Source organism: Nocardia mexicana NBRC 108244 (genome assembly GCF_001613165.1).
In the GTDB taxonomy this organism is placed as follows: domain Bacteria; phylum Actinomycetota; class Actinomycetes; order Mycobacteriales; family Mycobacteriaceae; genus Nocardia; species Nocardia mexicana.
This window is the reverse complement of record NZ_BDBV01000057.1, coordinates 73,321-98,340: the sequence shown is the minus strand read 5'-3', so window position 1 is coordinate 98,340 and position 25,020 is coordinate 73,321. Positions and strand designations below refer to the sequence as shown.

Genomic DNA, 25,020 nt, shown 5'->3' with positions numbered 1-25,020 from the left:
CGATACCGGCGGCCAGCCCGCCGCCGCCGACGGCGACCAGCACCGGCGGCCGCCCGCGCACCTGCCGCTCGATCTCCAGCCCGACCACACCGGCCCCGGCCACCACGGCGGGCAGGTCGTAGGCGTGCAGTTGCAGCGCCCCGCGCTCGGCTACCAGGGCGTCGGCGAATCCCTTCGCGTCGGCGTAAGTCGTTCCGTGCCACAGCACTTCGGCGCCGTAGGCCCACATCGCGGCCACCTTGGTGTGCGGCGCCGACTCGGGCACCACCACCGTGCACGCGCGCCCCTGCACCGCGCACGCCAGCGCCGCGGCGATACCGGCGTTCCCGCCGGAGGCGATGACGACGCCGCGCTCGTCGTCGGGGACGTCCAGCAGCGCGTTCAGGCTGCCCCGCACCTTGAAGGTGCCGCCGTGCTGCAGGTACTCGAGCTTGAACGTCACCTTCACCGGTCCGTGCGGACCGGTGACCTCGGTGTGGAACACGGGCGTGACGCGGACCCGGCGGCCCAGGCGCAGCCGGGCGGTCCGCACGTCGGACCGGTACAGCCGCTTCACTTTTCGCGTTGGGGACGCCTCCGTCACGGCTTGACCTCCCGGTCCCGCCGCGCGAGCTCGGCGTACATGGCGTTGTGCGCGGCGAGATCGGCGTCGTGATCGCGCTCGGCGGCCCGGTCCAGCCGCTTGGCCATCCGGTCGTCGCTGCGCGACCACTGGATCAGCAGCGCCAGCATCACCAGCACCAGCGGAATCTCGCCGCTGGCCCAGGCCAGGCCGCCGCCGGTGCGCTGATCGCCGAGCAGGTCGGTGTTCCAGTTCAGGCCGAGCGAGCGGTAGAACCAGGCGCCGAGCACGGTCGTCATGCTCATCAGCGCGACACCGAAGAACGCGTGGAACGGCAGCGAACCGAACACCATGCCGACCTTGGTCAGCGGCTGCACCTGCCGCGGCTTGGGATCGATGCCGAGCACCACCCAGTAGAACAGGTAGCCCGACAGCAGGAAGTGCACGTTCATCGCCAGATGCGCGCCGTGCGAATCGACCACCGCGCCGAAGATGCCGCCCAGATACAGCGCGTAGAAGCCGACGACGAAGAACGCCGTCGCCACCGCGGGCTGGGTCATGAACCGCGACACCGGATTGTGCACGGCGGCCAGGATCCATTCGCGCGGCCCGGGCGCGCCGTCACGCCCGGCCACGGGCAGTGCCCGCAGCGCCAGCAGGATCGGGCCGCCGAGGGCGAACAGGATCGGCGCCAGCATCGACAGCAGCATGTGCTGGGCCATATGCACGCTGAACATCGCCGGCGCGTACCGGCCCACCCCCGAACTGGTGGCGAAAAGCAGTGTCGCGCAACCGCACAGCCACGCGGCGGTCCGGCCGACCGGCCAGGTGTCACCGCGGGCGCGCAACCGCCGCACCCCGGCGAGATAAAGCACAGCAAGCACGATGGCCAGGGTCCCGAAGATCAGGTCGAAGCGCCAGTCGAACAGGATCCGCGCGGCCGTCGGCGGCCCGGCCAGGTTGTATCCGAGCTCCACCTCGGCGGGCGACGGAATCTGTTTCAGATCCGGCGGCGGCGTGCGGCCCAGGCCGACGGCGAGCCCGACGGTGGCCGCGAAGACCAGCGCCTCCACCCCGGCGTAGCGGATCAGCGCGGCGCGATCGCGCGGATCGGCCCGCAGCGCCGGGATCGCGATGCGGCGCTGGAAGAACCCGATCACGCCGAGCGCGCACAGCGCGACGGTCTTGGCGATCACCAGCTGCCCGTAGGTGGTGGTGAACAGGTCGCCCCACGGCACCCGCACCCACGCGTTGATCACGCCGCTCACCGCGACGACGGCGAACGCGCCCGTCGCGACCAGCGAAAACCGCCGCGCGGCCAGACCCGTGTGGGCACCGCCGCGCACGGCGTACGCGAGCACCGCGAACAGCCCGCCCACCCACAGCGACATCGCCACCAGATGCAGGATCAGGCTGTTGGTGGCGACGTCGTGGGAGCCGCCGGACGAGGAATGTCCGGTCAGCGCGACCGGCAGCAGGCACAGCACCGCCCAGCCGAACAGCAGCGGCGTCCAGCCCCAGCGCAGCGCGAGACGGCATCCGACCGCGAGCGCCACCGCCATGAAAGCCGTTGCCCGCCAGGATCCCGCGACCTCGACCTGAGAGATGGAATGCCAGACCTGCTCCGGCCGCAGCACCGTGCGCACGGGTTGCCCGGTGGTGTCCGACAGTGTCAGCGGCACCAGCAGCAGCGCCGCGCCCGCCCACGCCAGCGCCGCGATCCCGGCCCGATGCAGCGCCCGGTACCCGCCCACGTCCAGCAGTCCACTACGCTGCGGCGGCGTGAGGAATGCCGCGAACAGCAGCGACCCGATCGCCACCGCCGCGCTCAGATCGGCGATCGCGCGGACCACCGGCAGACCGTAGGTGGTCAGCGGACCGGGATCGGGAATGCCGAGCAACGTCAGCGCCTGAGCTGCGGACAGGCTCACCACCAGCGGCGCGACGAGCGCCGCCAGCGCCATGGCGACGGTGGTCAGCACCGGGAGCATCGCCGCCGATTCCGACCGCACGGCCTGGGAATCAGGTTCGACGGACGGGTCCAGCGGTGACGACATGCGGCCAAGCCTAGTTCGATTCCCCAACCCCCGACCGCCCCGCCCCGACCCCCACACCGCCCACTGTGACGCTGCTGACATGCCCGCGATTTGCCCGTCGGCCGCCGGGACCCCTCCTGGACGCTCGCTATACTGAACTCGCTGGACACCGTGCGGCGAACGCGGCATGGTGTGTGGTGCCTGCAATGCCTCCGTAGCTCAGTTGGATAGAGCAAGGGCCTTCTAATCCCTAGGTCGCAGGTTCGATTCCTGCCGGGGGCACTTAGGGTCTCTGACCTGGGCGTAGCTGTCCGGGTTCAGAGATACCCAGCCTGCACGACGCTCAAACACAGAGGAACTCTGGCGAGTGCGGCGGTGTGTTCACGCCCTGGCGTCGCGGGCGCATTCTGACGATCGGCGCTGCGGATGGCGACATGGATGCGTGGCCCTGCTTCAACACACAGGAACACGACCCACCCGGTTGGCGCCTCGGGTCATTCTGTATGGGCCGCGATGAGTTCGTCTGCCACCCATTGGGCAGCACCCTTCGGGTACGGGTTCGGCAGTGCGAGGACTATGTGGTTGAACCCGGCGTCGATGGCCCGGCCGATCGCATCGCGCGTGATCTCGGGTTTGTCGTAGGAGCCCAGCGGGACGAGCATCGATCGGGTGATGGTGGCGGGGTCGCGGCCGATTTCGGTGCAGGCGTCGCTCAACGAGGCGCTACGAGCGGCCGCGACCTCCATATCGTCGCCGACGATGTTCCACAGGTCGGCGTGTCGTGCCGCGAGGCGCAGCACCGGGGCCGAGCGTCCGCCGACGAGGACCGGCAGATGGGGCCGCTGCAGCGGTTTGGGATCACCCAGCGCTCCGGTGAGATGTATGTGGGCGCCGTCGAAGTCGAACGGCTCGGTCTCCGTCCACAGTCGACGGATGACAGTCAGCCCTTCGGAGAGGGCGTCCACGGCATCCCGGGAGTCGTGGAATGCGAGACCGTGCGCTTCGTACTCACGTCCGGCCAGGGGATGACCCGGCCGCGATCCGACACCGATACCGAGAATCAGCCGCCCCCGGGAGATGATGTCGACAGTCGCGGCGATCTTGGCCAGCACGGCCGGCGGCCGGAAGCGGTTGCTGGTAACCAGAACCCCCAATTGCAGCCGGTGTGTCTGGGCGGCCAACGCCGACAGCAGCGTCCAGCTCTCGTAGGTGGGCCCCTCCCCCGTTGGCGTCATCAGATGATCCGACAGCCAGGCGTGCTCGATCCGGGGTATCGCATCGGCGGCGAGCCAGATGTCCAGGATCTCGTCGTACGAGACGTACTGCGGGGCGGTCAGGATTCCGAAACTGACCGGTGCTGGTGGCTGTGACATGGAACCTCCCGAAGCCAGGTAAACTTACCCAATAAGCTTACTCAGTAAGTTGACCGTGGCAATGTGGGCGCGGCGCAGCCCTCGTGCACTCAGGCGGATGACGTGGCGCGATGATCGCCGGAGATGCCGTGCTCGACCGCATCGAACGCCCGGTTCAGGCGCCGACAGTGCGTCGTGGCGAGGTCGGCGAGGCCCTCTCCGCCGAGCCGGCGCCGTACCGTCTCGACGGCGACCGTCCGATATGCGGCGACGAGCAGAGCCGCGGCCAGCGTGCCGTCACCGGAGAACGCCGGGTCCGCGTCGAGTTCGGCGGTCAGCGCCGACTCGATCTCGGCGGCGAACGCGCGCAGCCGCGCGATCAGGGCGGGCGACTCCGTGATGGTCCGCATCATCGGTTCGATCTCCCCGCCGAGGCCGGAGAGCACGTGCCGCTCCTCGGCAAGCGCGAGGGCGGCCCGACGCAGCGCCTCGACGGCGCCGGTGCCGGCGACCCGCCCGCGGATCGCGTTGCGGACGATTTCGACAACGTCCGGAAGGCGATCGAACAGGAGGTCTTCCTTCCGTTCGAAATGCGTGAACACCGTCACCTTGGACACGCCCGCGGCCGCGGCGACCTCGGCGATCGTGACATTGTCGAAGCCACGCTCCACGAACAGTTCCTGCGCAACCTCGGCGATACGCGCTCGCGTCTTCGACCCGCCGCGGTCCCCTCGATTCGGCATGTGTCAGGCACTCCCTCGCTACACGTGGACTTTACTTAGTAAACTTATCAGGTAAGTTGCGGACTTTCCGGGAGCTGCCAAGTGCCACCCCGATCCTCCTTCGACAGTCTTGCGACCAGGTCCGGGATGCGCAGGAAAGCGGCCAGTCCCGAGACGGTGTGCAAGGCATCGATTCCCCACTGATTCATCGGCATACCGAGGCGCAGCAGGCGCGGTTTCACCGTGGCCTGGATCTGATCGACGAACGGCCGCAATGCCGTGTCGTAGTCGGCCAGCGCCCGAGACAGGTCGGTGGGGTGCCGGTTGATCTCACCGGCCAGGACGTAGGCGCCGACCAGAGCGCCCGAGACTCCCATGCCGCTGTACGGGGAGGAGCAGTGGGCGGCGTCTCCGACGAGGGCCACGCGTCCCCGGGACCAGATGTTCGTGCGGACCTGCACGACTTCCTGGGAGTAGAAGCTCGGGGTTGCCTCCATGCCCCGGAGGAACCGGTCGGTCTGCCACCCTGCATCACGAAACCGTTCGGCCCAGAATTCCTTCTGGCGCTCGACCGGCGCTCGATGGATGGCAGAGGCTTCCTCCGATGTCTCCCGCAGCACGAAATACACCTGGGTCTCGTCCGGATTGTGGCTCCTGCGCATGATCATCCGCCCGCCGGGGGCGTTATAGGTGTCGCGGATATTGGTGTCCGACGCGATGCGGGGAACGAACCAATACGACATGTGGATTCCCACCCGCCGGTACGACTCGGCGGCGTCGGCCGGCAGGATGGATCGACGGATACGCGAGCCTTGCCCATCGGCACCGACCAGCAGGTCGAACTCGCCGGACGAGCCGTCGGAGAAGTAGGCGACGACCTTCTCCTCCGCCTGGACGAAGCGGTCCACGCTGGTCCCGAAGACGTATTCGACATCGTTCTTCGTCGCGTCGTGCAGAATTCGCACAAGATCTCCGCGCATGATCTCGTACTCGGACGTCAGCGTCTGCCGGCCCCGACCGGACGTGTTGGCCATGATGGTCGCCCTCGCCCTGCCCCGAGCATCCACGAAAGCCACGCCGGCCTCGTCCACGAGCTTGCCCCGCACGGCATCCAGAAGCCCCATGGCCCCGATCGCCTCGATGCCCTGACCTCGGAGATCGACCTGGGCGCCCGTGGCCCGCAACTCCGGGAAACGCTCGACGACGACCACGTCGTGGCCACCTCGCACCAGCCAGTAGGCCAGCGCCTGCCCGGCGATGCCACCGCCGCACACGAGGACCTTCAAGGAGCGCGTTCCAGACGCCATTGCACTACTTCCCATCTCTCGGTTTGCTTGCCACCAGCACAGCTTACTCGATAAGCTTACTCAGTAAGTTAACCAAGTATATGTAGCGGGCGCGGCGGAGGCCGCTCCCTGGTCATCCGGTGATCTCCGTACTCGAAGAAAGAAAGCCAGGACAATGAGACGTAGAAGCTTCGTGTGCGCGGCCGCGGTCACTGCGGCGCTGTCGTTGTCATCCGGTGTGTCAGCCGCAGCCCCCGCCGCCGACGACGCCGTTGTCCACTACACGGCCTCGACGACGGAAAAATCCGCGATCATCACAACCGACACAGGTTCACTGGTGGCCGACCACGGCGTGCTCGAGGTCGAAGCAGGTGACGGGACGGTCCTCGCCGGCGCCGAATTGTCGTTCCGTGTGGATGATTTCGTATTCCCGATCGCCGCGGAGATCCACGACCGCACGGCGACCCTGACCCCGCAGTTCGACCTCGGTCACGCCACCTACAAGCCCGTGGCGCTGCCGTACGAGGATCAGGCCCCGTTCAAGACGCCCTACGACCGTGAACTGGCCGCCTGGAACCGGCTGACCAGCACTATCGGCGTGGGAGCCACCATCGGCACCCTGGTCGGCGGGATCACCGGCGGTGCCGTGGGGTGCGTGCTCGGCGGCATCGCGGGTGCGACCGTCGCCGCGGCCACCATCGTCGGCATGTTCGGCCCGTTCGTCCCCGCCGCGGTGGTCGGCTGCCTCGGCGGCATCATCGCCATCGGCGCCCTGGGCACCCTCGCGGGCCAGCTACTCGTCACCGCCCCGGTGGCGATTCTGGCCGCGGCGCAATACTTCACGACCGTCACTTCGCCTTTCTCGGTGAAGTGATCCTGTCGGTCGGCGGGAGTGAAGCCGTCCACGGGCGAGCTACAGCTGGTGGGTTCGGGCGCAGGGCATGCGTACGCGCGGGGTGAGGCTCCAGGCCGGGGTGCGGGACGGGATGCGGTGGGTGTCGTGCCGGACGTCGGTGACATATCGGGCCCAGCGGCCGTCGGTGACCTCGGCGTGCTGGATCTTGTTCCAGCCGAACGGCATCAGGTGTACCCGCTCGCCGCGTTCCTCCAGCCGCTCGGTCAGGTCGGCCAGCACGTCCAGGGCGTCGGCGAGCCCGGTCAGCACGTCGAAATCGGCGGCCGGCCCGCGCCGGTCGAGGGCCTCGGCCCACTGCGTGAATCCGTCGATCACGATGTAGGCCGAACCCGTGCGCGCCGCAATGCGTTTGACGATGCCGACCGCGTCACCGGTGAGCGCGAGATCGCCGGGCTGCACCGCGACCGTCAACAGCAGGCAGTCGAAGAACGACCGGGTGACCCCGATGTCGGACGGCGCGAGGGTCACGGCGCACGGGCTCGCGGCGGTGACCCGGTACTCGAACCTGCGGCAGTGATTACTGAAGATCCTCATCGGCAGACCTCGCGTTCGAAAATCGCACCGGCGCTTCCCGCTTCGAGGAGTGTGTACGAACCCCCGGCAGCGCGGTAGCCGCACCGGCATCCCTGCCCGGAACCGCAAGTCCGGGCGCGCAGGACGTAAGTCGCTCGCGCGAGGCGACGGCGCAGGCGAAGCACGGATAAGGTTTTTCCACTCGGTCCCGGGCTGGGAAGTGCCCGGAACCGCTTGCAGGGCAGGATGATCAGTCAGCGCGGAGCTGAAAGGTAGTCATGAGGTACGACCAGTTCACTGTGAACGACGCCCAGCAGTGGACCGAACTCACCAACAGCTTCGTCCCGATGGGTCACCGGATCCAGCACGCCGACCAGTGGACCTCCAGCCTGATCGTGCAGCAGAGCACCGCGTACAGCCTGCTGCGCTGGGACGAACCGGCCGGGCGAACGTGTTATCGCACCCCCGGACATGTTCGTCGCAATCCCGCCGACAGCTTCTACTGGTTCGTGGTCCCGCAGCACAGCACCTACACCGTCGGCCGCGACGACAGCGTGCTGCACGCACCCCACGGGCGCGCCGTCCTGATGGGACTCGATCAGGTGTGCCGGTTGCGGCCCGGGCCCTCGGCGCTGGCACTGCAACTCCCCCGTACCGAGATCGACAACGCGGTGCCGGTCGACGGCCCGCGCTGCTCCATGCTGGATATGGATTCCGGACTCGGCCGTGTCGTCGCGACCATGATCCACAGTGTGCGCGCCGAGCGGTCGAATCTGAGCGACCGCGAATTCAATGCCGTGTGCGACCGCATCAGCGAACTGCTGTGCATGCTGGCGCTGGGCGATACGAGCCCCCAGCAGGGACATCTCGACGAGACAGTGGAGGCGGTGCGGCGGTACGTGCGCGACTCCATCGGGGTCGCCGATCTGCGATTGCCCGCGGTCGCCCACGCACTCAACTGGTCGCCGCGGCAACTGCGGGTCGCGCTGCAGCAGGCCGGCACCACCTATCGGGACGTGCGCCGGGAAGAGGCGCTGCGCGCCGCGCGGGACCTGCTGGACAGCGGCGGCGCGGGCGCGATGACCATCACCGAGATCGCCGCGCGTACGGGTTTCACGCCGACCTGGTTCTCCGCGGCGTTCAAGGCTCGCTACGGCGAGACCCCGCGGGAGTTCCGGCAGCGGCGGCACGCCGAGGCTCGCGATGCCGTACCGGAGAGATCAGCACACGAATGAACGGAAATCCGCTTGAGCACGCCCGAATTCACGCCATACGCATCGGCCTGCCCCGTGGTCCACGGTTCGCCGACCGACACCGAGGGGCCGCGCGTAGCGCTGCATTCACCGGAATTCGCCCGGGATCCGCACCGGGTCTACCGTGAGATCCGCGAACGGTTCGGGTCGATGGTGCCGGTCGAGCTGGCGCCGGGCGTGCCCGCCACGCTGGTCGTCGGCTACCGCACCGCGCTGCAGGTGCTCAACGATCCCGAACACTTTCCGGCCGACCCGCGGCGCTGGCAGCGAAATATCCCCTCCGACTGCCCGATACTGCCGATGATGGAGTGGCGGCCCAGCGGAAGCCGCAGCGCGGGAACCGATTTCACGCGTTATCGCGGGGCGACCACCTCGAGTCTCGACGGGGTCGACCTGTACGGCCTGCACGCCGTCGTGGAGCAGACGGCGGCGCCGCTGATCGACGGCTTCCGCGCCGAGGGGACGGCAGATCTGTTGAGCCAGTACGCATTTCCGCTGACCTTTCAGGTCTGCTGCGCCATGGTCGGGTGTCCGCCGGAGATCGGCCACCAGGTCGCCGCCGGGATGGCCGCGATGTTCGACGGGGTCGACGCCGACAAGGGCAATCAGATGGTCAACGACGCGCTGCGCGAACTCGTGGCCCTGAAGAAGGCCGAACCGGGGAACGATGTCACGTCGCTGCTGCTGCGGCACTCCGCCCGGCTCGACGACGAGGAGATGGTCCACCAGCTGGTGGCCTTCTACGGCGCGGGAATCGAGCTGCAGGTCAACCTGATCGCCAATACGTTGCTGCTGATCCTCGCCGACGACCGCTTCGGCGGCAGCGTGCTCGGCGGCAACCTGTCGACCCGCGACGCCCTCGACGAGGTGCTGTTCAACGACCCGCCGCTGGCCAACTTCTGCATCACCTACCCCAGGCAGCCGATCCTCATCGACGACGTCTGGCTACCCGCCGACCAGCCGGTCCTGATCAGCATGGCCGCCTGCAACAACGATCCCTCGATCCGCGCCGACGACCGCACCGGAAACCGCTCGCACCTGGCGTTCGGCATCGGCCAGCACGCCTGCCCCGCCCGTTCGCTGGCCTACCTGATCGCCCAGGACGCCATCGACCAGCTCCTGGACGCGCTGCCCGATATGAGCCTCGCGCTCGCCGACGGGAAACCCGCGTGGCGTCCCGGACCGTTCCACCGGTCGCTTGCCGCGCTGCCGGTCACCTTTGCGTGACGCGATTGATGAGCGCGGGCTAGTCGCGGAACGGTTCGGTGCGGTGGGACAGCCGCTCGGCGAAGGTTTCCGCCCACGCGACCGATTCGGGCTCGTCGTCGATTTCCGGCTTGCGTCGTGCGGACTGCAGGCCGCGCAGCTCACTGGATGCGCGTGTCCGGCCGGGGCGGGTCTCCGCCGCGAGCAGCCGCACGCCCCAGGCGATATAGGCGCGCATGCCCATCCCGGCGCATTCGGCGGCGTCGTTCAAACTGAGCCATTCGGCTTCGTCCACGGTCACGGTCACCGTGATATCCCTGGTCGACATGCGAGCTCACGGTAGTGCCATCCGGTGGCGACTGTCATGAATGGGGACAAACAAACACGAATTTCGTACACCCCCTACTCAGCTAGAGACCGTTTGGTTTGAAGTAACGGATCGGTTGCTGCCGGACGGAAATGTCTGGCCGTCCAGTTCGGTTGTCGTAGGGTCATGTTCGTTCCCGGGTGCCCCTGGGGACACCTCAACGGTGATCGGCGGTAGCCCAAGCCGCGGATCGCCCGCTGTACGCAGTCCGGTGCGGCCCGAGGGACGTCAGCCCGTCCCTCGGGCCGCATCTCTGTCTGTCACCGTGCACTGTCACGCGCGAGCGGGCGACTCACGAATTCGGCAGGATGACCGCGCGCCCGTTGACCTTGCCCTGATGTAGCCGCTCGTAGGCCAGTGGCGCCTCGTCGATCGTGTAGGTCTCGGTATGCACCTCGACGCCGCCGGCGCGGGCGATCTCCAACACCTCGATCAGCTCGGCGCGCGTGCCCCAGTACGGCGACGTCACGGCCGTCTCGTAGGGCAGGGTCCCGAAACCGACGGAGACGGCGCCACCGCCGAGCCCGACCACGGTGATATCCGCCTCGATCGCGGCGGCGGCTCCCGCGATCGACGTCGTCGGGGGTGCGCCGACGAAATCGAGCACGACCTCGGCGCCGCGGCCGTCGGTCAGCGCCCGGATCCGCTGCGGCGCTTGGTCGTCCGACAGGACTGCTTCGTGCGCGCCGACCTGGCGGGCCAGGTTCAGCTTGTCCTCCGACACGTCGAGCGCGATCACGCGCGCGGCGGTCATCTTCCGCAGGAGCTGGATGGCGACGTGACCGAGGCCGCCCGACCCGATGACCACCGCGGTGCTCCCGGGAACCAGTTTGGGCAGCGAGTGCTTGATGGCGTGGTACGGCGTGAGCCCGGCATCGGTGAGCGGGACGTTTGCCACCGGGTCGAGACCGCCCAGCGGGACCAGGTGCCGGGCGTCGTCGACGATCATGTACTGGGCCATCGCGCCCGGCGCGCCCAGGCCCGGCGGGAAGATCTTCAGCTCCTTGGCACGCAGGCAGTAATTCTCTTTGCCCTCAGCGCATTTGATGCACACACCGCATCCCCACGGGCCGTAGACCGCCACCGCGTCGCCGACGGTCACCCCCACGACGCCCGATCCCAGCGCCGCCACGGTCCCCGCACCCTCGTGTCCCAGGGTCAGCGGCAGCGGGAATCCGATCGCCTCCGCCGGGAGGCTCATCACCGCGATATCCGAGTGACACACCCCGGCCGCCGTGACCTGCAGCAGCACCTGCCCGGGGCCCGGTTCGGGGTCGGGCACGGTGACGACCTCGGGAGCCGCCCCCACCTCCCGATACTGCACGGCTTTCACTGGACCTCACCCCCGCCCCGGATACCGAATGCCGAAAAGTCTTGCTCCACAGTGGCGTTCGCGCTGCTCATTCGAGGCCTCCTCGACGGTGGGACGGGCGTAGAACCCGATACCGAGACAAGCAAACTTCAGGCTACCGCAGGTGTCCAGAGCGGGGAGTAGAGCCTCGACCGCACCCCTTCACTCGGCGGCGGCACCCTGCAGGACTGCGGGTGACAGCGCGAGGGAAAGGCGTTGCAGCGCTTCGGGTATCACCCAGTAGTACACCCAGGTGCCGCGCCGCTGGCTCTCGATGAGCCCGGCCTCGCGCAGCACTTTCAGGTGGTGGGAGATCGTCGGCTGGGACAGCTCGAACGCCGGGGTCAGCTCGCAGACACAGACCTCCCCGCCCGCGCGGGCCGCGATCAGCGACAGCACCCGCAGTCGGACCGGGTCCGCGAGGGCCTTGAACATCCTCGCCAGATCGGCCGCCGCATCGGCCTCCAGCGGCGCGGACAGGAGGGTCGTGCAGCAGTCCGAGGACACCGGCACCGGCGGATTCTGTTTCGACACACATCTATATTGACATCCACCTAATCAAGGCGCAAGCTTGCATCGATACTCATCAATATAAGCCCGGTGCCTCTTCTGCCGGGGATCGCTCGCCAAGGAGTGTGAGGTCAAATGTCCGACCAGCAGCAGATCGACCTGAGAGAGACCGTCCGCGCGCGGTATGCGGCCGCCGCCGAGACGGTGACGGCCGGTGGAGTGGCCGAGGATTGTTGCGGAACAGACTGCAGCGCAACAGGTTCGGTCGACATCGACCCGACCTTCGGCGCGAGCCTGTACGGCGCGGACGACCGCGGCGGGTTGCCGATCCAGGCCGTGGCGGCCTCGCTGGGCTGCGGCAACCCGACCGCCGTCGCGGAACTGCGCGAGGGTGAACGGGTGCTGGACCTCGGCTCCGGCGGCGGCATCGACGTGATCCTGTCCGCGCGCCGCGTCGGCGCGTCCGGCAAGGCGTTCGGGGTGGATATGACCGACGAGATGCTGGCCCTGGCCGGACAGAACGCGGCCGCGGCCGGGGTGTCGAACGTGGAGTTCCTGAAGGGGACGATCGAAGCGATTCCGTTGCCCGCCAGCACTATCGACGTGGTGATCTCCAACTGCGTCATCAATCTGTCGGTCGACAAGCCCGCGGTATTCGCGGAGATGGCGCGCGTCCTGGCGCCCGGTGGCCGCATCGGCATCGCCGACGTCGTCTCCGACGACGCCCTCGGCCCGGCCGAGCGGGCGGAACGCGGCGACTATGTGGGCTGCATCGCCGGAGCGATGTCGTTCACCGAGTACCGCGAGCAGCTGAAGGCGGCCGGGTTCACCGATATCGACATCACCGCGACCCACTCGGTGGCCGACGGCATGCACTCGGCGATCATCAAGGCGGTCAAGCCTTCCGGGCAGCCATCAACCGAGGTCGCGGATGACGCGTGCTGCGGGAGCGACTGCTGCGCGGGCGAGCGCTGAGCCGCCGCCACCTCAGGTGATCAGGCGCTTCTCCTTCGCGACGGCGACCGCGGCCGTGCGGGTGTCGACGCCGAGCTTGTCGTAGATGCGGCCCAGGTGGGTCTTCACCGTCGCCTCGCTGATGTGCAGGGCGCGGGCGATCTGCCGGTTGCCCAGGCCCTGCGCGAGCTGGACGAGGATGTCGTGCTCGCGGGCCGTGAGGGTGGGCGTCGGGTTGCGCAGGTGTGCCAGCACCTGGTCGGCGACCGGGGCGGACAGCGCGGTGCGCCCGGCCGCCGCGGCGTGGATGGCGGTGAAAAGTTCCTCCGGCCGTTCGGCTTTGAGCAGATAGCCGGTGGCACCGGCCTCGATGGCGCGGGTGATGTCGGCGTCGGTGTCGTAGGTGGTGAGCACGAGGACCCGGGGCGTCGGCGCGGGCAGGGCGGCGATGCGCCGGGTCGCCTCGACTCCGTCCATGCCCGGGCCGAGTTGCAGATCCATCAGCACCACGTCGGGGTGCAGCCGGGCGGCGAGGGTGGCCGCGGCCTCGCCGTCGGCCGCCTCCCCGACTATCTCGATATCGGATGCGCTGGACAGCAGCGCCAGCAGGCCCGCCCGGACCACCGCGTGGTCATCGCAAATCAGCAGTCGCACAACAGGGTTCACCGCACCTCCAGGGGGATCGCGACCGAGACGACGGTGCCCTCGCCGGGCGCGGACTCGATCGTGCAGACCCCGCCGAGTTGCCGCGCCCGGGCCCGGATCGCGGGCAGACCGTGACCGCGCTGCGCGCCGGGCTCGATCGCGTCGGGGTCGAAACCCGTTCCGTCGTCGGCGATATCGAGCAGGACCTGATCGTCGAGGTAGGTCAGGGTGATGGTGGCCGCGGCGGCATGCGCGTGCTCGCGGATGTTCGCCAGGGCGCCCTGGGCGACGCGAAGCAGGGTGGCCTCCACCCGGTTCGGGAGCGCCGCGGCGGCGCCCTCCACATGAGCCCGGACGGCGAGGTCGGGCGAGCTCTCCCGTTCCGCGAGGGTGGCCAGCGCCGCGGGCAGCGATCCGCCGTCGGCCAGTTCGGCGGGCGCCAGGTCGTGCACGAATCGGCGGGCCTCCGCCAGATTCCGTTCCGCGATATCGGCCGCCGAGTGCAGGTGCGAGCGCGCCAGCTCGGGGTCGCTCCCCCAGACCCGGTCGGCGGCCTGCAGCAGCATCTGCTGACTGGACAGGCCCTGCGCGAGGGTGTCGTGAATCTCCATGGCCAGCCGCTGCCGCTCCGCGAGCGTGCCCTCGCGCCGCTCCGTCGCCGCCAGGTCCTGCCGGGTACGGACCAGGTCGTCGATGAGCGCGGACTGCCGCTCGGACTGGCGGCGCATCCCGACGAACAGCGCCGCGGTCACCGCCGCGACCGCGGGCGGGCCGAGCACCAGATTGGGATCGGCCCAGCCCGCAAGCCGCACCTGCGTGACCACGACCAGCACGGTCAGCATCACGACCAGCGCGAGCGCCACCCGCACCGAGAGAATGCGCAGGCCGGTATACAGCAGCGGCACCGCCGACCAGGCGAAGCTGGGCGCCAGCACGACGAGCACCGCCCACGCCGCGACCAGCAGCGCGAACCACAGCAGGCGCCGGGGGCTGCGCACCTCGCTCGCCACGTACAGCACCGCGACGACCAGGGCGAGGGCGACGACCCACGGTGTGTCCGGCTTGTCGTGGTGGCGGATGAGGAACCGCAGCAGCGAAGCGGACAGCAGCACGTAGAACGCCGTGTGCATGATCATGCCCAGCAGGCGAGCGTCGTCGTCGCGAGTCCCGAGCGACAGCACCGTTACCACCTCCTCCGTGCGCCCCGGCTTTGCCGTCATTCTGCCCGCCGCGCACCGTGCGCGGGTCAACCGATCGGATGACCCGCGCGTCCACCACTTCTCCCGCCCGCTCGACCCGGAGCGCCGATGGCCCGGGCCCGTTGCGGCAGCAGCATGGAGTGCAGATGGATCGCGGCAGACCGCCGCTCCAGCAATTGATCAGCGACAGGAGCAATCCCATGACTTCGACGTTCAGCATCCGCAAGCGTGCCCTGATCGGCGTCGCCGGGGCCGGGGTGGTCGCCGCGGGCGCGGCCGGTGTGATGACCGTGCAGGCCCAGGCCCCGCAACCGGCCGCCCAGGCCCCCGCCGCGGTCGAGGCCGCCGACGGGAATCTGCAGTCGACCACGCGCCTCACCGTCGGTGCCGCGACCAAGGCGGCACAGAGCGCCATGGACGCCGCGACCAAGGCCGGACAGCGCGTATCGGTCGCGGTGGTCGACCGCGACGGCAACGTCATCGTGCAGCTGCGCGGCGACGGCGCCGGGCCGCAGTCGTTCGAATCCGCCGAGCAGAAGGCCTATACCGCCGTCTCCTGGAACGCCCCGACCTCGCAGCTGTCCACGCGGCTGGATAAGACTCCCCGCCTCGCCGACATCCCCGGCACGCTGTTCCTGGCCGGAGGCGCGCCGATCACCGCGCAGGGTGCGCCGATCGCGGGCGTCGGCGTCGCGGGCGCACCGAGCGGCGACCAGGACGAGGCCTTCGCGAAGGCGGGTGTCGACGCGCTCGGCCGGTAATGCGGACCGCGGTCCCGCCCTGGCCGGTGATTCGCTGCGGGACAACAGGTCTCAACCGTGCAGGCGCACAGGTTGACGGTTGGCTCGGCCTGAACCTGCGAGCCTGCAACCCGGCCCGCCACTGACACCAACACCGTTGGGGCATGCCCCACCTATAGAAGGTTCGTACATGAGATTTCGGAAGCCCGTCGGTGCGATCGGACTGATCGCCGCCGCAATCGCCTTGGCCGCGTGCAGTACCGGCGCGAGCGAACCGGCACCGCCGCCCACCACAACCGCGGCGGACGCTACTTCAGCTTCATCGCCGGTTGCGGATCCTGTACTGGGACGACAACTGGTGGCGGCCGCGGCGGCCAATGACGTTGGCAGGGTGCAGGATCTGATCGACCGCGGTGCCGATCTCGAGGCGCGCGGAGACCATGAGCGCACACCGCTGGTGGCCGCCACCAAGAACCGCGCCACCGAGGCGGCCCGCATTCTCGTGCAGGCCGGAGCGGACGTCAATGCGAAAGACGATCTGCAGGATTCCGCATACCTGTATGCCGGGGCCGAGGGCCTGGACGAAATCCTCGACCTGACACTGCAATTCGGCGCCGACCTCCGCAGCGTCAACCGCTACGGCGGTACCGCGCTGATCCCGGCGAGCGAACACGGTGCGCTGAGCACGGTGCAGCGCCTGATCACGGCGGGGGTCGATGTCGACCACGTCAACGACCTCGGCCTGACCGCCCTGCAGGAGGCGGTCATCTACGGGGACGGCTCCCAGCGTTATCAGCAGGTCGTCGCGGCCCTGCTTCAGGCGGGCGCCGACACCACCCAGCGCGACAACTCCGGCGCCACCGCGCTGGACAACGCCGTCCAGCGCGGGCAATCCGAGATAGCGGCCCTACTCCGCGACCGGTAGTTCGCGACGTTCCCGGTGCGGACACGGCGGCGGCAGAGTTGTCGCGAAGTCGTTGCGCCGGAAGCGTTTCGGTCACGACCAGCATTCGGTCAGAGTGCCGTCGAGGACGACCCTCGCATGGGGCGCGATTTCGAAGTGACGGCGATGCTGCCGCGGCTCGCGCTCGGTAGCTATCCGGACACGCGGTCCATGCGGAGGTACTGGGTGATGTGGAGCAGCTTGGGCGGGCGGGGGGTGTCGTCGGAAAGGGCTTGAAGCGCTTCGGTTTTCCCGAGCAGGCGGGGTGCGGTGAGTTCCAGTTCCTCGCCGTCGATCCGGAGGCGCGCGGAACCGGCCGCGAGGACGTTCTGCACCCAGTCCGCGCCCGGGCCGTACACCGGGACGAACAGATAACCACCGTCGACGGGGTGCGCGTCCATCGGCGTGCGGTACGTCGCGCCCGATCGGCGGCCGACGTGTATCAGCACCGGCCACTTCCCGCTCGCGACGGCGCGCGGGTTGAACACCCGCTTGTTCACGTGCCCCCACCATCTCGGCATCGGCATCGCGGTCTCCTTCTCTCGCCCGGCTGGTCGGAGGTTTCCGCCGATCCAGCGCGGTGTGACTTACGACTGTAAGGTTGACTTACATGTGTAAGGTAGGCTGGCTTCAGCCGACCTGTCAACACCCTCGCGCCCAGGAGTCGCAGTGCCACGACGACCGTTACCGCTCAGCAGAGATCGCGTGCTGGAAGCCGCCGTCCGGGTCGCGGATCGCGGTGGCGCGGAAGCGATCACGATGCGGCGGGTGGCGCAGGAGCTGGGCGTGGAGGCGATGTCGCTCTACCACCACGTGCCGAACAAGGACGCGATCCTCGACGGCGTGGTCGATGTCGTGTTCGCGGCCATCGAGCTACCCGGCGGCGAGCAGGACTGGCGCGGCGCGATCCGTGCGCGCGCCTGCTCCGCGCGGAAAGTCCTGTCCCGGCACCGATGGGCGCTCGGCCTCGTGGACTCTCGCCGCAACCCCGGGCCCGCCACGCTGCGCCACCACGATGCCGTCCTGGGAACGCTCCGGAAGGCCGGGTTCACGCTGCCGATGGCCGCGCACGCCGTCTCGCTCATCGACAGCTATATCGGCGGTTACGTCCTCCAGGAGGCGAACCTGCCGATGACGACGCCCGCCGACGTCGAGGACGTGGCGGGCCCCCTCCTCGAAGAACTGCCGCCGGATCGCTTCCCGCACCTCCGGGAGATGATCGTCGATCATGCCCTGCGACCGGGTTACGACCACACGGAGGAATTCGACTACGGCCTGGATCTGATACTCGACGCGCTCGAAGCCCGCCGGGGTTGACTCGCCGCCGGTTGGCTATCCGCGCGGCGCGGACGGCGATTGTCGGCCGAAGGGGTCGGCGCCGGTGAGTTCCACACTGGCAGACCACAGTTCGGCCGCGGTCTCAGGGTCGGTCATGTGGGTATGCGGTGATTCCCGGTGTGGCTGTCCGCGCAGTCCGAAAACCCTTGGGCCCCAGAGTTGTCCGCTCGTTATGCCGTAGTCGAGTACCGCTCGGACGGCGGATTCCGCGCCGGATTGCTTGCCGTGCAGCAGAAGACCGGCGGTGAGCCCGCGCAGGCGATGCGCGGTGGTGCGGGTGAAAAGCGGCGGACGCGAGGGGGTCAGCGCGTCCAAGGCGCCGCCGGGGTGGACGACGACGCTCGCGGTGTCGGCGCCGTGTGCGCGCAGGCGGCGGTCCAGCTCGAAACCGAACTGCATCTGCGCCAACTTCGATCGTGCGTAGGTGCGTTTGGGCCGGTAGTCGTGGACGGACTGCAGGTCGGCCAGGTCCAGCCGTTCCGACCGGGCGGCGAAGCTGCCGACGGTGATCACGCGGCCGTCGGCGGCGGTCAGCAGCGGCGACAGGTGATGGACCAGCGCGAAATGCCCGAGATGGTTTGTCGCGAACATCAATTCGTGGCCCTGGCGACTGAAGCGGCGATCGGCATCGGACAGCAGCACCCCTGCATTGAGCACGACCGCGTCGAGGCGATCGACGCCGAGGTCGGTCACCGCCGTCGGCAGCATGGACAGATCCGCGAGATCCAGGCGCACCCACCGAGCTCGAGCACCCGGAACCCGTGCGCCGATCGCACTCACCGCGAGGTCGGCCTTGGCGGTATCGCGGCAGCCCAGCACGACGGTCGCACCGCTCGCCGCTACTCGCTCGGCGACGAAGTACCCGATCCCGGCGCCGGCCCCGGTAACCAGAACCGTCTTCCCCACACCCGAACGCCCCGCATTCCATGTCATGCCTTCGATGGTCGAGGACGACCCTTGCACCAACCTCACACCCCACTTGCACGCGACAAGGCCGGGTATCTCGTGCTTGCCGAGGCGGAGGTCGGCGAACTGGCAGACCGGGTCGGAGCTGGCATGGCCGCCAGCGCCAGCGCAGTCGCCGACGATAGCTCCTGACTGACATCACACGGGCAACACCAACCACGTTGGACGGGTAGAAGTACGTCCCAAGTGCTGACAAATGTTCGGCAGTTGTGGGCCTTGGGGTTTCATTGCCGGGGGATGTCGACGCCGCCGGCGCGTAGACGCTGTTCGATGAGGGCAGTCAGCCGGGCCGAGGTGGAGGGCTGCTGCTGGCCGTGGTGGTTGATCACTCCGTACCGGGTGGCGCCGTCGGGGGCGGCGAGGTTGCCGGTGAATTGGGTCAGTTCGGGGTGGCGCAGCAGGTGGTCGGCTACCTGTTCTGCCAGTTCCGGAATCCGCGGGTCGTCGGTGTGCCAATCGTCGGCCTCCCAGCATTGCCGGATCAATTCGGCGTAGACGCTGTCGGCCATGGCGGTTTCGAAATCGGTGAGGTAGTCGTCGAAGTGGTCGGGGAAAAGGGCCTTGGCCAGGATGAGGCTGTCGCGGTAGGCGTCGACGATCTTGGGGCCGAGGTCGAGTTCGCGTAGTCGGTCCAGGAGAGCGCAGGCGCGATCGGGCAGCAGGGCCCGGTCGCCGTTCTCCAACCGGTGCAGGGTGACACGGCGGGCGGTGAGTTCGGCGATGTGCTGGCTGAGTCGCTGGTCGATGTCGACGATCGCGGTGGCGAACTGGTCCGGGTCGGCTTCCAGCAGGGCCGGGATCTCGGCGAGCGGGACCCCGGCACGGGCCAAGGTGCGGACTCGGACCAGTTGCAGCAGTTGCTGCGAGCCGTATCTGCGATATCCGGAGGCGTCGCGTTCGGGCTCGTCCACCAGGCCGAGACGGTGGTAGTGCCGGACGGTTTTCACGGTGACGTCGGCGAAGGCGGCGGCTTGACCGGTGGTGAGTCCGATGTGCATTCCTAGCTCGTTTCGGTTCGCGTGGCGACGTCCGCGGCTTGGCGCACCGCGTCGGCCACGGCACGGTAGTCCTTGCGCAGGATGGTGACATGGTTGCCGGTCGCGGTCGCGCTGACCTGGATGTTCGGCCGTCTGTCGAGTACCGGGTCCAGGGTGGCGCGCATCCTGGCCAGCTCGGATTCGGTGCCTCCCATACTGGCGCCGGAGGCGACCACGAACCGCACCGGCGCCGTCAGGCGGTCGTAGCAGTTGCCGAGTGCGCCGAAGACCCGGTTGATCTCTATGTTGACCTCGGCGTGCTGGTCGGCGGTCATGTGCGCGGCCATGCCGACGCGGGCCAGCAGCGGGATGAACAGCCGCATCCGGCGGAACTGCTGCCGGATCTGCGCCTCGGCGGCCTCGTCGACCCAGTCGTAGGGATAGCCGCCGTCGACCAGGACCAGGCCGCGCGCCCGGTCCGGGTTTCGCACCGCCCAGTGAACCGCGACCGCCGCACCGAAGGACCAGCCCACCAGCAAAACCCGTTCGACACCCCGAGCGGTCAGCACCGCGTCCAGGTCTCGGATGGTGCCCTCGAAGGAGTAGTCGGCCGACTTCTTCGAGCGGCCGCGCGCCCGCTCGTCGAAGGTGATATGCCGCCACCCGGGGCCCAATTCGGTGATCACGTGTCGCCAGGCCGGCTGGCTCGAGTACGCGCCGTTGAGATACACCACCGCGGGGCCTTCGCCACCGGTGTCGGTGACGGCCAAGCGAGTGTCGTCCACCGACACGTATCCGGTCCAGGACTGTTGTTTGTTTCGTGAATTTCGCATGCCTCAACGCTAAAAACCTGCCCTAGGGGCAGGGTCAACCCGATTCCAGAACTTTCTTGGAGCGTTGTCGCAAGGACGGCGGCGCGAGAGTTGCGACATCGTGAGTAGGGCGATCGGTCGAGGTGGGAACCTCCTGTACCCCGATAGGGTCTGCTGAGGATCTCGCATACGACGGCAGGAGGCTGAGGTGGTTCAGGCGACGGTGGGCGAGGTGCTGGCCGAGTTGGCCGCGCTCGAGGATCCGAAGGCACGCGCCGTGAACGAGAAGCACGGCGACGATCACGGGGTGAATCTCGGCAAGCTGCGGGCGGTCGCGAAGCGGTTGAAGACGCAGCAGGACCTCGCACGGGAACTCTGGGCGACCGACGACACCGCCGCGCGGCTGCTGGCGCTGCTGATCTGCCGCCCGAAGGCGTTCGAGCGCGACGAGCTGGATGTCATGTTGCGCGAGGCGCGCACGCCCAAGGTGCACGACTGGCTGCTGAGCTACGTGGTGAAGAAGAACCCGCACGCCGAAGAGCTGCGCCTCACCTGGTTCGCCGATCCGGATCCCGTGGTCGCGAGTGCGGGCTGGGCCCTGACCGCCGACCGCGTGGCGAAGCAGCCCGAGGGTCTCGACCTCGCGGGCCTGCTGGACACCATCGAGGCGGAGATGCAGGGCGCCCCGGATCGCCTGCAGTGGGCGATGAACACCTGTCTCGCACAGATCGGCATCGAACACGCCGAATACCGTTCCCGCGCAATCGATATCGGCGAGCGCCTGCAGGTCCTCGAGGACTACCCGACCTCGCCCGGCTGCACCTCCCCGTACGCCCCTACCTGGATCGCAGAGATGGTGCGGCGACAGGGCAAGTAACGACCTACTGCCCCAGTCCCGCCACTGCCAGCTGGAAGAGCCGGTCCGCATGGTCGGCGGGGTCCGGGGCGTGCTCGGTGGCGAAGGTGATGCCTACGATCAGCATGATCAAGTCGGAAACCGTGGCGCTCGTCGATACCTTTCCCTCTCGTACTGCGCGGTGCAGCAAGGGATTTCCCGCTTCCTCCAAGGCCGAGGAGCAAGCGTTGTCGTGCGCCGGGTCCGCCCCGGCGCTGTCGTAGGACAGCGCCACCGCCAGTCCTCGGGCACTGACGCAGTACGCGACGACATCGCTCAACCAATCCAGCAGTGCGGCCCGGCTGTCCTCGGCGCCGGTGAGGTCGCGGGCGCGACTGCACAGTGCGTCGATCCGCTTGTGGGACACCGCTTCCAGCAGCGCGCGGCGGGTCGGAAAGTGGCGACGCACGGTCGCCGAGCCGACCCCCGCGACGCGCGCGATCTGCTCCAGGGACGCGGCGGCGCCGTGGGCGGCAACCTCCTCCTCCGCTACGGCGAGTACCCGCGCGTAGTTGCGGCGGGCGTCGGCACGCTGACGCTCGGGCACGGCATCACCTCCAGGGTTGCTAAACGGCGGGCCCCGCCATATCGTAGCGGAGGATAAATGGCGGGTCCCGCCGTTTACGTGTCGAGCACTCGAGGAGCATCATGTCCGCACCTTCCGCACCAGTTCTGGTCACCGGCGCCACCGGCCGGCAGGGCGGTGCCACGGCCCGCGCACTACTCGCGGCGGGGGTTCCGGTCCGGGCCCTGGTGCGCGACCCGGCGACCACCCGGGCCAATGCCGTCGAGGCACTCGGCGCCGAACTGGTCACCGGGGATCTACGAGACCGCGATTCGGTGATTCGAGCGGCCGCGGGCGCCCGCGCGGTGTTCTCCGTGCAGATGCCCGAATTCACCTCGGCGGGAGTGGATTTCGATAGCGAGGTAACCCAGGGCACCAATCTCGTCGAGGGCGCGAAGGCCGCGGGGGTGCCGCAGTTCGTGCACACCTCCGTGAGCGGCGCCGGTCAGCACACCGAAACACCGGGCTGGGACGAGGGGCGCTGGGCTTCGCTGGCGGCGTCCATGGGTGCCAAGGCAGCGATCCAGGACCGCGTCCGCGCCGCCGGATTCCCCCACTGGACGCTGCTCAAGCCGGGCACGTTCATGGAGAACTTCCTGCCGTCGATGGCGTACATGTTCCCGCGCGGCATCGACGGCGGCCTGGTGAGTGTCATCAATCCCGAGACCCGGCTGTCGCTGGTCGCGGTGGACGACATCGGTCGCGCGGCCGCCGCGGCCATCACCGCGCCCGAGCGATTCGACGGGGTCGAGCTGGAGCTGGCGAGCGACTACCTGTCGATGACCGAGATCGCCGAGGTCCTCTCCCGCACGCTCGGAACGCACCTGCCCGCACCGGATATGACAGAGGAACAGGCCTTCGCTGCCGGCATGCCGGCCATGGGCGTGGCGCTCGAATGGCTGAACGTGGCAGGACAGCCCGGCCGTCCCCAGTACGCCACCGACCTCGGCATCCCCTTGACCAGCTTCGAGGACTGGGCGCGAAAGTACATGGGCCCCAACGCCTGAGCTCGGCGCGGGCGAAAACCCGTGGCAGCGGTGACGGCCGGAGCGCGACAATGATCGGCGTGGAGGAGGAAGTCGAAGTCGTTGTCGCTCATCATGAGCGCGCGACATTGCGGGTCGGTGATGTGTTCCTGAAGGTCGATGCCGATCAGGAGCGTGCCGCCGTCGAGGTGGAGGCGATGACTTTGGCGCCGATTCCGACTCCGGAAGTGTTGTGGCACAAGCCACCTGTGCTGGCGCTCGCCACACTTCCGGGGGCGGCGCTCGGGCGCCTCTGTGAGCCGTCGACCGCGTCGGCGGCGGCGTGGGCCGCGGCGGGTGCCGCCGTGCGGGTGCTGCACGATGCGCCGCTGCCGCCGTGGCCCGGCCGGAATCCCGAGGAGAGCGCGGCGGAGCTCGACGGTGAATGTGCATGGATCGTGGCCAACGGCGTTCTCCCCGCCGATGTGGTCGCGCGCAACCGCCGGATCGCCGAGGCCGCGCTGCGGCCGTGGACACCGGTGTTCACCCACGGTGACCTGCAGGTCGGCCACGTATTCATCGACGGCGACGAGGTCACCGGCGTGCTCGACTGGTCCGAGGCGGGCCGGGGCGACGGCCTGCGCGACCTCGCCACCTTGACGCTCGGGCACCAGGAGCACCTCGCCGACGTCGTCGCCGGCTACGGCGCCGATGTCGATCTCGACGTGATCCGGGCATGGTGGTCGCTGCGAAGCCTGCTGGGCGTGCGCTGGCTCATCGAGCACGGGTTCGACCCGACAACACCGGGCGGCGAGGTCGACGTGCTGAAATCCCAACTGTGAGGCGACCCCTGAATCCGCAGGCAAAGACTTTCGGGGCTTTCCGAGTTCTCTCCCGGGTCTCAGACTCGGCGGATACCGAAGGAACACACCGAACGGGGGGAAATGCAATGCGTAAATGGACAAAGATCGCGGTGACTCTGACGGGATACGCTTTGGCCGTAGCCGTCTTCCCGATAAGCGCCGAGGCACAAGCGGAACCGGTCGAAATCGACAACTCCCAGGTCGACGACGCCAGAAAGCCCCACGACTGTCACGTGACGAGCAAACGTTACGGTAAGAACGGCTCGATCAGTGGAAAATGCAAGGGCAGCGGCAAGTTTCAGATCCGTAACCTCTGCTACAAAACGAGCAGCTTATCGTCGGACAGCGAATTCATCTGGGGAGGACGTGCGGATGCTCCGGACGACACCTCCGCCGCCGTGTGCCGGGGCTCCTATCCGTATATGAACACGGACGAATACGTCGCATTCTGGCGGGTGTGAGACAGTCCCGGCTCGACGAATGACGATCGCGGATCACTTTCCCGAGCTGGGGTTCTTGCGCTGGCCGGCGTTGAAGCGGGCCTTCTTCTGGCGGTTTCCGCACGTGTTCATCTCGCACCATTTGCGGGTGCGGCTCTGGCTGGTGTCGAAGAAGGCGGCCCGGCAGGTTTCCGAGGCGCACAGGGCCAGTTTTCCGTCTCGCTCGCCCGCGATGATGTCGACCGCGTCTGCGGCGATAACGCCGAGAGCGTCTTCGACGGAGGACGTCGAGCCGAGCCGCCATCGCCGATCGCCCTCGGGCGTCAGGACCGCTGCGGCCCGACCCTGAATGCTGCGGTCGTTGATGATCTGGACGGCGGACTCGGGGAGCGGGTCCCCGACCGCGGCCGCCGTCGCGGCGGCGTGAATCGCCTCCCGCAGTTTCCGGGCGAGTTCGAGCTGGGCGGGAGTGCAGGAGTCCACGGCGAGGCCGTTCACCGCCAGCCAGTCGACGAGTCGCTGCGGCGTGGGAATGCGCTCGACGGGGTTGCCGCGACGCTCCGACAGGGTCCCCGTGAAGCTCGTCGCCAGCACGGCGCCGAGGCGGAAGCCAGGAAACTCAGCACGCATGGAACCACCTTAGC

At 68.6% G+C, this 25,020-nt stretch carries 28 protein-coding genes and 1 tRNA gene; 12 read left to right on the top strand and 17 right to left on the bottom strand.

Annotated elements, in window-relative coordinates; all coding sequences use genetic code 11:
• Positions 1 to 583, bottom strand: a 583-nt coding sequence (locus NM1_RS23860) for a pyridoxal-phosphate dependent enzyme (RefSeq protein WP_157123996.1), incomplete at its 3' end; no start/stop codon positions are given.
• Complete coding sequence (locus tag NM1_RS23855; protein WP_246010840.1) at positions 580 to 2,553, bottom strand: bifunctional copper resistance protein CopD/cytochrome c oxidase assembly protein; 1,974 nt, start codon at positions 2,551 to 2,553, stop codon at positions 580 to 582. The genes NM1_RS23855 and NM1_RS23860, both read right to left, overlap by 4 nt.
• Before the next feature lie 253 nt (positions 2,554 to 2,806).
• Between NM1_RS23855 and NM1_RS23850 the strand changes: the two genes are divergently transcribed.
• A tRNA-Arg gene (locus NM1_RS23850) sits at positions 2,807 to 2,880 on the top strand.
• A 212-nt stretch (positions 2,881 to 3,092) separates the two neighbouring features.
• On the opposite strand, the gene NM1_RS23845 is transcribed toward NM1_RS23850, so the two are convergent.
• The 3 genes from NM1_RS23845 to NM1_RS23835 all read right to left on the bottom strand — a co-directional run bounded on the left by NM1_RS23845 (position 3,093) and on the right by NM1_RS23835 (position 5,979).
• Positions 3,093 to 3,971: an LLM class flavin-dependent oxidoreductase gene (locus NM1_RS23845; protein ID WP_068023861.1), complete on the bottom strand. Its 879-nt coding sequence runs from the start codon at positions 3,969 to 3,971 to the stop codon at positions 3,093 to 3,095.
• A gap of 89 nt (positions 3,972 to 4,060) precedes the next feature.
• A complete protein-coding gene (locus NM1_RS23840; RefSeq protein WP_068023858.1) occupies positions 4,061 to 4,693 on the bottom strand; it encodes a TetR/AcrR family transcriptional regulator in 633 nt (210 codons plus the stop codon).
• Between the two features lie 47 nt (positions 4,694 to 4,740).
• Positions 4,741 to 5,979 (bottom strand): FAD-dependent monooxygenase, encoded by a 1,239-nt coding sequence (locus tag NM1_RS23835; RefSeq protein WP_068023853.1) that lies wholly within the window; start codon positions 5,977 to 5,979, stop codon positions 4,741 to 4,743.
• Between the two features lie 154 nt (positions 5,980 to 6,133).
• Here NM1_RS23835 and NM1_RS23830 point away from each other — a divergent pair, with 154 nt between their 5' ends.
• On the top strand, positions 6,134 to 6,832 hold the full coding sequence (locus NM1_RS23830) for a DUF8020 domain-containing protein (RefSeq protein WP_068023850.1): 699 nt from the start codon (positions 6,134 to 6,136) through the stop codon (positions 6,830 to 6,832).
• 39 nt (positions 6,833 to 6,871) lie between these two features.
• Here NM1_RS23830 and NM1_RS23825 read toward each other — a convergent pair whose 3' ends face one another.
• Positions 6,872 to 7,408, bottom strand: coding sequence for a hypothetical protein (locus NM1_RS23825; RefSeq protein WP_068023847.1), 537 nt, complete (start codon positions 7,406 to 7,408; stop codon positions 6,872 to 6,874).
• 257 nt (positions 7,409 to 7,665) lie between these two features.
• Here NM1_RS23825 and NM1_RS23820 point away from each other — a divergent pair, with 257 nt between their 5' ends.
• Complete coding sequence (locus NM1_RS23820) at positions 7,666 to 8,622, top strand: AraC family transcriptional regulator (protein ID WP_084519961.1); 957 nt, start codon at positions 7,666 to 7,668, stop codon at positions 8,620 to 8,622.
• 12 nt (positions 8,623 to 8,634) lie between these two features.
• Positions 8,635 to 9,867, top strand: a complete 1,233-nt coding sequence (locus NM1_RS23815; protein ID WP_068023841.1) for a cytochrome P450 family protein — start codon at positions 8,635 to 8,637, stop codon at positions 9,865 to 9,867.
• A 19-nt stretch (positions 9,868 to 9,886) separates the two neighbouring features.
• Here the strand turns inward: NM1_RS23815 and NM1_RS23810 are convergent, their stop codons facing one another.
• The 3 genes from NM1_RS23810 to NM1_RS23800 form a co-directional block, all read right to left on the bottom strand.
• Entirely contained in the window at positions 9,887 to 10,174 is a 288-nt protein-coding gene (locus NM1_RS23810) for a hypothetical protein (RefSeq protein ID WP_068023838.1), read from the bottom strand.
• Between the two features lie 331 nt (positions 10,175 to 10,505).
• A complete protein-coding gene (locus NM1_RS23805; protein ID WP_068023837.1) occupies positions 10,506 to 11,546 on the bottom strand; it encodes an NAD(P)-dependent alcohol dehydrogenase in 1,041 nt (346 codons plus the stop codon).
• 180 nt (positions 11,547 to 11,726) lie between these two features.
• The gene (locus NM1_RS23800) at positions 11,727 to 12,098 is read right to left on the bottom strand and encodes an ArsR/SmtB family transcription factor (protein ID WP_068023834.1); all 372 of its coding nucleotides are present in this window, start codon (positions 12,096 to 12,098) and stop codon (positions 11,727 to 11,729) included.
• Positions 12,099 to 12,209: 111 nt separating this feature from the next.
• On the opposite strand from NM1_RS23800, the gene arsM reads away from it, so the two are divergent.
• Positions 12,210 to 13,049, top strand: a complete 840-nt coding sequence (gene arsM / locus NM1_RS23795; RefSeq protein WP_068023831.1) for an arsenite methyltransferase — start codon at positions 12,210 to 12,212, stop codon at positions 13,047 to 13,049.
• Positions 13,050 to 13,061: 12 nt separating this feature from the next.
• On the opposite strand, the gene NM1_RS23790 is transcribed toward arsM, so the two are convergent.
• Both NM1_RS23790 and NM1_RS23785 read right to left on the bottom strand, forming a co-directional pair.
• Positions 13,062 to 13,694 carry a response regulator gene (locus NM1_RS23790; RefSeq protein WP_068023828.1) on the bottom strand — a complete coding sequence of 211 codons (633 nt, stop codon included), beginning with the start codon at positions 13,692 to 13,694 and terminating at the stop codon, positions 13,062 to 13,064.
• The gene (locus NM1_RS23785) at positions 13,691 to 14,893 is read right to left on the bottom strand and encodes a sensor histidine kinase (RefSeq protein ID WP_174556907.1); all 1,203 of its coding nucleotides are present in this window, start codon (positions 14,891 to 14,893) and stop codon (positions 13,691 to 13,693) included. Before NM1_RS23785 ends, NM1_RS23790 begins: the two co-directional genes overlap by 4 nt.
• Before the next feature lie 179 nt (positions 14,894 to 15,072).
• On the opposite strand from NM1_RS23785, the gene NM1_RS23780 reads away from it, so the two are divergent.
• On the top strand, positions 15,073 to 15,633 hold the full coding sequence (locus NM1_RS23780; RefSeq protein WP_068023885.1) for a GlcG/HbpS family heme-binding protein: 561 nt from the start codon (positions 15,073 to 15,075) through the stop codon (positions 15,631 to 15,633).
• 169 nt (positions 15,634 to 15,802) lie between these two features.
• Positions 15,803 to 16,537, top strand: coding sequence for an ankyrin repeat domain-containing protein (locus tag NM1_RS23775; protein ID WP_068023825.1), 735 nt, complete (start codon positions 15,803 to 15,805; stop codon positions 16,535 to 16,537).
• Between the two features lie 170 nt (positions 16,538 to 16,707).
• Here NM1_RS23775 and NM1_RS23770 read toward each other — a convergent pair whose 3' ends face one another.
• The gene (locus NM1_RS23770) at positions 16,708 to 17,082 is read right to left on the bottom strand and encodes a nitroreductase family deazaflavin-dependent oxidoreductase (RefSeq protein ID WP_068023824.1); all 375 of its coding nucleotides are present in this window, start codon (positions 17,080 to 17,082) and stop codon (positions 16,708 to 16,710) included.
• 142 nt (positions 17,083 to 17,224) lie between these two features.
• On the opposite strand from NM1_RS23770, the gene NM1_RS23765 reads away from it, so the two are divergent.
• On the top strand, positions 17,225 to 17,872 hold the full coding sequence (locus tag NM1_RS23765) for a TetR/AcrR family transcriptional regulator (RefSeq protein ID WP_068023822.1): 648 nt from the start codon (positions 17,225 to 17,227) through the stop codon (positions 17,870 to 17,872).
• Positions 17,873 to 17,887: 15 nt separating this feature from the next.
• Here the strand turns inward: NM1_RS23765 and NM1_RS23760 are convergent, their stop codons facing one another.
• The 3 genes from NM1_RS23760 to NM1_RS23750 form a co-directional block, all read right to left on the bottom strand.
• The gene (locus NM1_RS23760) at positions 17,888 to 18,826 is read right to left on the bottom strand and encodes an SDR family NAD(P)-dependent oxidoreductase (protein WP_068023820.1); all 939 of its coding nucleotides are present in this window, start codon (positions 18,824 to 18,826) and stop codon (positions 17,888 to 17,890) included.
• Between the two features lie 257 nt (positions 18,827 to 19,083).
• Positions 19,084 to 19,857 (bottom strand): MerR family transcriptional regulator, encoded by a 774-nt coding sequence (locus NM1_RS23755; protein ID WP_068023817.1) that lies wholly within the window; start codon positions 19,855 to 19,857, stop codon positions 19,084 to 19,086.
• Positions 19,858 to 19,859: 2 nt separating this feature from the next.
• Positions 19,860 to 20,669, bottom strand: coding sequence for an alpha/beta fold hydrolase (locus tag NM1_RS23750; RefSeq protein ID WP_068023815.1), 810 nt, complete (start codon positions 20,667 to 20,669; stop codon positions 19,860 to 19,862).
• Positions 20,670 to 20,856: 187 nt separating this feature from the next.
• Between NM1_RS23750 and NM1_RS23745 the strand changes: the two genes are divergently transcribed.
• The gene (locus tag NM1_RS23745; RefSeq protein ID WP_068023812.1) at positions 20,857 to 21,525 is read left to right on the top strand and encodes a DNA alkylation repair protein; all 669 of its coding nucleotides are present in this window, start codon (positions 20,857 to 20,859) and stop codon (positions 21,523 to 21,525) included.
• Positions 21,526 to 21,529: 4 nt separating this feature from the next.
• Here the strand turns inward: NM1_RS23745 and NM1_RS23740 are convergent, their stop codons facing one another.
• Positions 21,530 to 22,090, bottom strand: coding sequence for a TetR/AcrR family transcriptional regulator (locus NM1_RS23740; RefSeq protein WP_068023811.1), 561 nt, complete (start codon positions 22,088 to 22,090; stop codon positions 21,530 to 21,532).
• Between the two features lie 101 nt (positions 22,091 to 22,191).
• Between NM1_RS23740 and NM1_RS23735 the strand changes: the two genes are divergently transcribed.
• The 3 genes from NM1_RS23735 to NM1_RS23725 all read left to right on the top strand — a co-directional run bounded on the left by NM1_RS23735 (position 22,192) and on the right by NM1_RS23725 (position 24,397).
• Positions 22,192 to 23,115: an NmrA/HSCARG family protein gene (locus tag NM1_RS23735; RefSeq protein WP_068023805.1), complete on the top strand. Its 924-nt coding sequence runs from the start codon at positions 22,192 to 22,194 to the stop codon at positions 23,113 to 23,115.
• A gap of 59 nt (positions 23,116 to 23,174) precedes the next feature.
• Positions 23,175 to 23,915 carry a phosphotransferase family protein gene (locus NM1_RS23730; protein WP_246010815.1) on the top strand — a complete coding sequence of 247 codons (741 nt, stop codon included), beginning with the start codon at positions 23,175 to 23,177 and terminating at the stop codon, positions 23,913 to 23,915.
• Positions 23,916 to 24,022: 107 nt separating this feature from the next.
• Complete coding sequence (locus tag NM1_RS23725; RefSeq protein ID WP_068023793.1) at positions 24,023 to 24,397, top strand: hypothetical protein; 375 nt, start codon at positions 24,023 to 24,025, stop codon at positions 24,395 to 24,397.
• A 33-nt stretch (positions 24,398 to 24,430) separates the two neighbouring features.
• On the opposite strand, the gene NM1_RS23720 is transcribed toward NM1_RS23725, so the two are convergent.
• The gene (locus tag NM1_RS23720) at positions 24,431 to 25,006 is read right to left on the bottom strand and encodes a CGNR zinc finger domain-containing protein (protein ID WP_068023790.1); all 576 of its coding nucleotides are present in this window, start codon (positions 25,004 to 25,006) and stop codon (positions 24,431 to 24,433) included.
• Positions 25,007 to 25,020 lie beyond the last annotated feature (14 nt).